At 70.0% G+C, this 7,162-nt stretch carries 9 protein-coding genes and 1 pseudogene; 7 read left to right on the top strand and 3 right to left on the bottom strand.

What is annotated here, in order from left to right; all coding sequences use genetic code 11:
• Positions 1-298, top strand: a pseudogene (locus A5709_RS06770) (hypothetical protein); the annotation flags it as partial.
• 3 nt (positions 299-301) lie between these two features.
• Here A5709_RS06770 and A5709_RS06775 read toward each other — a convergent pair.
• Entirely contained in the window at positions 302-733 is a 432-nt protein-coding gene (locus A5709_RS06775; protein WP_068008824.1) for a limonene-1,2-epoxide hydrolase family protein, read from the bottom strand.
• A gap of 53 nt (positions 734-786) precedes the next feature.
• Between A5709_RS06775 and A5709_RS06780 the strand changes: the two genes are divergently transcribed.
• Genes A5709_RS06780 through A5709_RS06790 form a run of 3 tightly spaced genes read left to right on the top strand, consistent with a single transcriptional unit; the run spans position 787 to position 2,489 of the window.
• On the top strand, positions 787-1,953 hold the full coding sequence (locus A5709_RS06780) for a glycosyltransferase (RefSeq protein WP_068119008.1): 1,167 nt from the start codon (positions 787-789) through the stop codon (positions 1,951-1,953).
• Between the two features lie 31 nt (positions 1,954-1,984).
• The gene (locus A5709_RS06785; RefSeq protein WP_068119010.1) at positions 1,985-2,251 is read left to right on the top strand and encodes a hypothetical protein; all 267 of its coding nucleotides are present in this window, start codon (positions 1,985-1,987) and stop codon (positions 2,249-2,251) included.
• Between the two features lie 19 nt (positions 2,252-2,270).
• Complete coding sequence (locus A5709_RS06790) at positions 2,271-2,489, top strand: DUF3046 domain-containing protein (protein WP_197500931.1); 219 nt, start codon at positions 2,271-2,273, stop codon at positions 2,487-2,489.
• A gap of 3 nt (positions 2,490-2,492) precedes the next feature.
• Here A5709_RS06790 and A5709_RS06795 read toward each other — a convergent pair whose 3' ends face one another.
• The gene (locus A5709_RS06795) at positions 2,493-3,119 is read right to left on the bottom strand and encodes a flavodoxin family protein (protein ID WP_068119015.1); all 627 of its coding nucleotides are present in this window, start codon (positions 3,117-3,119) and stop codon (positions 2,493-2,495) included.
• 44 nt (positions 3,120-3,163) lie between these two features.
• Positions 3,164-3,829: a (2Fe-2S)-binding protein gene (locus tag A5709_RS06800; protein WP_068008821.1), complete on the bottom strand. Its 666-nt coding sequence runs from the start codon at positions 3,827-3,829 to the stop codon at positions 3,164-3,166.
• A 303-nt stretch (positions 3,830-4,132) separates the two neighbouring features.
• Here A5709_RS06800 and recA point away from each other — a divergent pair, with 303 nt between their 5' ends.
• The 3 genes from recA to miaB form a co-directional block, all read left to right on the top strand.
• Positions 4,133-5,185 carry a recombinase RecA gene (gene recA, locus A5709_RS06805; protein WP_067944546.1) on the top strand — a complete coding sequence of 351 codons (1,053 nt, stop codon included), beginning with the start codon at positions 4,133-4,135 and terminating at the stop codon, positions 5,183-5,185.
• On the top strand, positions 5,151-5,663 hold the full coding sequence (recX, locus tag A5709_RS06810) for a recombination regulator RecX (protein WP_067944545.1): 513 nt from the start codon (positions 5,151-5,153) through the stop codon (positions 5,661-5,663). Before recA ends, recX begins: the two co-directional genes overlap by 35 nt.
• Positions 5,664-5,724: 61 nt before the next feature.
• A partial coding sequence (gene miaB, locus A5709_RS06815) for a tRNA (N6-isopentenyl adenosine(37)-C2)-methylthiotransferase MiaB (protein ID WP_197520097.1) occupies positions 5,725-7,162 on the top strand: 1,438 nt, incomplete at its 3' end.

The raw sequence follows: 7,162 nt of genomic DNA on the forward strand, positions 1-7,162 counted from the left end.
CGCGGCCATGGCGGCCACCGCCGCGGAGGTGGTGTCGATGGAGCGGGCGGCGCAGTCCAGCGAATCATCGCGGGCGTATTTGGTGCCCACCATCAACGCGTTCACCGCGCAGTTGAGCGCCGGCGTTCGCCAGTACAACGAAATGGTCACCGCCGCAGCCCAATTGGTGTCTTCGGCCAACGGCGACCAGCTGGCCGCCTCGCAGCGCTACCGCGCCGAGCTGGCCGGGGCAACCGACCGGCTGGTCGGCTGGGCGCAGGCGTTCGACGAACTCGGCGGCTTGCGCGGCGCCAGCTAGGGGCTAGAACGTCGCTTTCAGCGACGGCAGCACCACGGCGGCGAGGCCGCGAAGGGTGGCCTTGAACATGTCGAAGAAGTCGAAATAGTCGCGCCACAACGTGATTCGCCCGTCGTGGACTTCGAACACGCCGCACACCCAGAACTGAAGCCGCAGCGGGCCGAAGATCAGGGCGTCGGTGCGCTCGGTGAGCACCGCACCGCCGTCGGCGGCGATGCGGTGGATCTTCACCTCGAAGGCGGCGCGGCCGTCCATCTGGCGAAACAGCTTCATCGCCCTGGCGCGGCCGTGAATCGTCGGCAGCCCGACATTCTCGTAGACGAGGTTGTCGTCCAACGCCGCATCGGCGGCCTCGTAATCCGCGTCCTGCAGGGCGTTCAAAAAGCCCTCGACCGTGCGGGTGTTCGCAACGGTTGTCCCAGTCAGCTCGGTCATGGGTGCCAGCGTAGGCGAGCGTTTCGGTGGCGCGCTGTGGCAGGGTAAGGCCGATGCGCGTCGCCGTGGTCGCCGGGCCGGATCCCGGGCACTCGTTTCCCGCGATCGCGCTGTGCCAACGCTTCGCCCACGCCGGCGATGAGCCCACGCTGTTCACCGGCGCCGAGTGGGTCGACACGGCCCGCGCCGCCGGCATCGACGCCGCCCCGCTGGACGGGCTGGCCGCCACCGACGACGACGCCGACGCCGGCGCCCGGATCCATCGGCGCGCGGCGCGGATGGCCGTCCTCAACGTGCCGGCGCTGCGCGACCTGGCGCCCGACCTGGTGGTGTCCGACGTCATCACCGCCGGGGGCGGCATGGCCGCCGAGCTGTTGGGCATCCCGTGGATCGAGCTCAACCCGCACCCGCTCTACCTGCCGTCGAAGGGGCTGCCGCCGATAGGCAGCGGGCTGGCGCCGGGCACCGGCCTGCGCGGCCGGCTCCGCGACGCCACGATGCGGGCGCTCACCGCGCGGTCCTGGCGCGCGGGCCTTCGGCAGCGCGCGGCGGTGCGGGTCGAGATCGGGCTGCCGGCTCGCGATCCCGGGCCGCTGCGGCGGCTGATCGCCACGCTGCCCGCCCTCGAGGTGCCGCGGCCGGACTGGCCGGCGGAGGCCGTGCTGGTGGGTCCGCTGCACTTCGAACCGACCGATCGGGTGCTGGAAATCCCGGCGGGCTCAGGGCCCGTGCTGGTGGTCGCGCCGTCGACCGCGATGACCGGGACCGAGGGCCTGGCGGAGGTCGGGTTGGCCTGCCTGCGGCCGGGGGAGACGCTGCCGGCCGGATCGCGGCTGGTGGTCTCGCGGCTGGGGGGAGCGGATCTGCGGGTGCCGCCGTGGGCGGTGGTCGGGCTCGGCAGCCAGGCCGAGTTGTTGCGCCACGCCGACCTGGTGATCTGCGGCGGCGGCCACGGCATGGTGGCCAAGACGCTGCTGGCGGGGGTGCCGCTGGTGGCGGTGCCGGGTGGCGGGGATCAGTGGGAGATGGCGAACCGGGTGGTCCGGCAGGGCAGCGGACGGTTGATCCGGCCGTTGACCGCCGAGGCGCTGGTGGCTGCGGTGAACGACGTGTTGTCATCGCCGCGTTATCGGGAAGCCGCCCAAGCCGCCGCCGCTAGCATCGTCGGCGTGGCCGATCCGGTCCAGGTGTGTCATGAAGCGCTCGCTCGGACGGGATGATCGGGCGGTTCGCGAAAGGAGGGCATCGGCAATGAGGACGATCGTCGCGGGCGCGCTGCTTCTTGCCGCGATGTTGTTCGGCTCGGGCGTCGCGCACGCCGACAGCGGCGCCGAGCAGCAGGCCTGCCAGTTGATGGACGACCCGGCGGCCGCTGAGCAGGGCTACGCGCCGGCCGAATACGCCTTCATGCAGTTGCGCTCGCGGATGTCGGCGGAGCGGGCGCGGACCACCATGTCCGAGGCCGTCCAGGACTTCTGCCCCAACCACCTGATCGACCTGCCGGCCAGCTGGCGGTAACGCGGCCGGTGTCCGATCGCTGCCCGGTGGGTATCTTGCTGGCGTGCGGCTAACGGAATTCAACGAACGCGTCGTCCTGCGATTCGGTGCGGCGTACGGCTCTTCGGTGCTCGCGGACCATGTGCTGAGCGGTTTCGACGGCCGCACCGCCGCCCAGGCGATCGAGGACGGGGCCGAGCCCCGCGACGTGTGGCGGGCCCTGTGCGTCGACTTCGACGTGCCGCGCGATCAGTGGTGACGCCTATTCGTAGGGCGGGTACTCGTTCTGCCGCAGCAGGGCCGCGAGGTGGGCGGCGTTGCGGGCCGCCGTTGCGGTGGTGGCGGCCACCGCTTCCGGCACTTCGTCCAGGTCGTTGAAGTTCGTCCCTTGCATGGCCTCGCCGTTCCAGTACGTGCACCCCTGAGCGGGGATCGAGAATCCGATGTCGTTCAGCGCCTGGAAGAGGTCGGCGACGATCTTGTGTGCGCCGTCTTCGTTCCCCACGACCGCCGCCAGCGCCACCTTGCCGACCATCCGGGGCCGTCCGGCGTCGTCCTTGTCGGAGATCGCGGCGTCGAGGCGCTCCAGCACGCGCTGCGCGACGCTGGACATGTGGCCGACCCAGGTGGGCGTCGACAGCACGACGATGTCCGCCGCGGTGATCTTCTCCAGCAGCCCCGGCCATTCGTCGCCCGGCCCCATGTCGGCTTCCACGCCGGGCAGCAGCGCCAGGTCCACGCAGCGCACCTTGTCGCCGTCGACCCCCGCCTTGCGCAGTTGAGCCAGCACCTGATCGGCGATCAGCTCGGTGCTCGACGGCTCCGGGCTCTTCTTCAACGAGCAGGTCAACGCGAGGGCGCGCAGGGACGGCGGTGCGGTTGTGGACATGACGCTCAGATACCCCTGCACCACAAGGGCAAACGACGCGACGCCTAAGCCCGCTTCGGCGGGGGCGCCTCGAACACGCAATCGCCGCAGACGAACCGGCCCGGCAGCCGATAGAAGAGGCAGCAACTCCGGCGTTTGAAGCTCAGGTGTGGGCCCGTGACACCGGATCCGGCCAGTGCGCCGATACCCAGCAGCGCATGGGTCATCGCGGCGATCCGCGGGCCGAGGTCGGGCCGCGCCGCGAGCAGGGCCCGCGCGGCTCCGGTCAGCGCGGAGGCGACATTGCCCGCCAGCAGGGCGGGCGCCAGCTTGACCCGCAGGCCGGCGGCGAGCGGCTCCATGTGCTGTTGCACCACCACCCGGTAGAGCACCTCCGGTGAGTCGGCGGGGATCCCGACGGGCGCGGGCAGCCGCAGTTGCGCCCCGTCGTCGGCGCGCTGCAAGTCGCTGAGGTCGGGGACGACGCCGTGACCGAGCGCGCATGCGAGCACGGGCGACCACAGGCGGCTGGCGTGGCCGAGGTGAACCAATGAGGCGGCGACGCGCAGTTCCGTCGTGTGATAGCGCTTGGCGGTGGCGTCGATCAGGTCGGTGCAGCCGTCGGCGTAGGACCGCCCGACCGGATGCCATCCCGCCGCATCGCCACCCACGGGCAACGCGAAAAACCCTTTGTAGCAAGATATTTCGGCCAGCTCAGCGGAGATGTCCATTAATGAGAAACCAAGCTCTTCAGGGGAGATCCGCCCCGGTGGTGGGTGAGGAAGCGCCGGCGGTCACACAGTGGCGGGCCGCCCCGGCTTCGCTCCGGTCCCCTGAGACTTGGCCCGTCGGCGCCTTTCGATAGCAGATGTTGCCATACGTGTGGTGGGCCTCGGCGTGTCCGCTTGAATCGAACAGGTGTTCGGCTACTGTGGGGAACGTTCGGTGAGTCAACTTGTCGGTGGCCTTCTCTAGTGTCACGGCCAACCGACCGATACCGGTCACCGAACACACCGAACTATAGGAGAGGCACCATGACGCAAGCCCCCGACCGCGAGAAGGCTCTCGAACTGGCGATGGCCCAGATCGAAAAGAGCTATGGCAAAGGCTCGGTGATGCGTCTCGGCGACGAGATGCGTCAGCCGATCTCGGTCATCCCGACCGGATCCATCGCACTGGACGTGGCCCTGGGCATCGGCGGCCTGCCCCGCGGCCGGGTCGTGGAGATCTACGGCCCGGAGTCCTCGGGTAAGACCACCGTCGCCCTGCATGCGGTGGCCAACGCCCAGGCCGCCGGCGGCGTCGCGGCGTTCATCGACGCCGAGCACGCTCTGGACCCGGACTACGCCAAGAAGCTGGGCGTGGACACCGATTCCCTGCTGGTCAGCCAGCCCGACACGGGGGAGCAGGCCCTCGAGATCGCCGACATGCTGATCCGCTCCGGCGCGCTGGACATCCTGGTCATCGACTCGGTGGCGGCGCTGGTGCCGCGCGCGGAGCTCGAGGGCGAGATGGGGGACAGCCACGTCGGTCTGCAGGCCCGGCTGATGAGCCAGGCGCTGCGGAAAATGACTGGCGCGCTGAACAATTCGGGAACCACCGCGATCTTCATCAACCAGCTGCGGGAAAAGATCGGGGTGATGTTCGGCAGCCCGGAAACCACCACGGGCGGTAAGGCTTTGAAGTTCTACGCGTCGGTGCGCATGGACGTGCGCCGGATCGAGACGCTCAAGGACGGCACCAACGCGGTCGGTAACCGCACCCGGGTCAAGGTCGTCAAGAACAAGGTGTCGCCGCCGTTCAAGCAGGCGGAATTCGACATCCTCTACGGCAGGGGGATCAGCCGCGAGGGTTCGCTGATCGATATGGGCGTGGAGCAGGGCTTCATCCGCAAGTCCGGTTCCTGGTTCACCTACGAGGGTGAGCAGCTCGGTCAGGGCAAGGAGAATGCCCGCACCTTCCTGATGGAAAACGGCGAGGTGGCCAACGAGATCGAGAAGAAGATCAAGGAGAAGCTCGGCATTGGCGCGGTCGTGACCGATGACCCCTCAAATGACAGCGTCCTGCCCGCCCCCGTCGATTTCTGAGCCCTCTCGCGAGGAGCAGGCGCGAACGCTGTGCCTGCGCCTGCTCACCGCGAGGGCGCGCACCCGGGCCGAGCTGCACGGCCAGCTGGCGAAACGCGGTTACCCCGAAGACGTCAGCGATGCCGTGCTCGACCGGCTCGCCGCCGTTGGCCTGGTCGACGACAGCGATTTCGCCGAACAGTGGGTGCAGTCCCGCCGGGCGAAGAGCAGGCGGGCCCTGGCCGCCGAATTGCGAACCAAAGGTGTCGACAAAGACGTGATCGCCACGGCGCTGTCCGCGATCGACGCCGGCGCCGAGCGGGACCGGGCCGAGCAGTTGGTGCGGGCCAGGCTGCGTCGGGAAACTCTGGACGGCGATGACGCGCGAGTGACCCGCCGGCTGGTCGGGATGTTGGCGCGCCGGGGCTACAGCCAGAACCTCGCGTGCGAGGTCGTCCTCGCCGAGCTGGCCGCCGAACGGGATCGCCGCCGGGTCTAGCCCGGTGACGTGCGGTTTCTCGCCCGCCGACCGGTCGCCGTACCATGGCCCCGTGACTTCGATGGTGGCCCGAGACGTCTCGGGGGCGCGTACCTACCAGGTGCGCACCTACGGCTGCCAGATGAACGTCCACGACTCCGAGCGGTTGGCGGGTCTGCTGGAAGCGGCCGGCTACCAGCGGGCGGTCGAGGGCGCCGACGCCGACGTGGTCGTCTTCAACACCTGCGCGGTCCGCGAGAACGCCGACAACAAGCTGTACGGCAACCTCAGCCACCTGGCGCCGCGCAAGCGCGGCAACCCCGAGATGCAGATCGCGGTCGGGGGCTGCCTGGCCCAGAAAGACCGGGACGCGTTGCTGCGCAAGGCACCCTGGGTCGACGTCGTCTTCGGCACGCACAACCTCGGATCGCTGCCCACGCTGCTGGAACGGGCGCGGCACAACAAGGTCGCCCAGGTGGAGATCGCCGAGTCGCTGCAGGCGTTCCCGTCGTCGCTGCCGAGCGCACGCGAATCGGCTTATGCCGCTTGGGTTTCCGTCTCCGTCGGGTGCAACAACAGCTGCACCTTCTGCATCGTGCCCTCGCTGCGGGGCAAGGAGGTCGACCGCAGCCCGGCCGACATCCTGGCCGAGGTGAGGGCGCTGGTGGACGACGGCGTGCTCGAGGTCACGCTGCTCGGCCAGAACGTCAACGCTTACGGGGTGTCGTTCGCCGACCCGGCGCTGCCCCGCGATCGCGGCGCCTTCGCGCGTCTGCTGCGGGCCTGCGGGGGCATCGACGGTCTGGAACGGGTGCGGTTCACCTCACCGCATCCGGCCGAATTCACCGACGACGTCATCGAGGCCATGGCGCAGACGCCGAATGTCTGCCCCGCCCTGCACATGCCGCTGCAGTCGGGCTCCGACCGGGTGTTGCGGGCGATGCGGCGCTCGTACCGCGCCGAGCGCTACCTCGGCATCATCGACCGCGTGCGGGCGGCCATGCCGCACGCCGCCATCACCACCGACCTGATCGTCGGGTTTCCCGGTGAGACCGAAGAGGACTTCGCGGCCACCCTGGACGTGGTGCGGCAGGCCCGGTTCGCGGCCGCGTTCACCTTCCAGTACTCCAAGCGGCCGGGCACCCCGGCCGCCGAGCTCGACGGGCAGCTCCCGAAAGCCGTTGTGCAGGAACGCTACGAGCGGCTGGTCGAGCTGCAGGAGCAGATCTCGCTGGAGGGCAATCGCGCGCTGGTCGGCCAGACCGTGGAGCTGCTGGTCGCCGCCGGCGAGGGACGCAAGGACACCCGCACGGCGCGGATGACCGGCCGCGCCCGCGACGGTCGCCTGGTGCACTTCCACGCCGACGACCGGGTGCGACCGGGGGACATCGTCACCGCGGTCATCACGCAGGCCGCGCCGCACCACCTCATCGCCGACGCCGGCGTCCTCAGCCATCGCCGCACCCGCGCGGGGGACGCACACGCCGCCGGGCAGCGCCCGGCCGGCATCAGGCTCGGCA

This window comes from Mycobacterium sp. E1386 (genome assembly GCF_001672745.1).
GTDB lineage: Bacteria > Actinomycetota > Actinomycetes > Mycobacteriales > Mycobacteriaceae > Mycobacterium.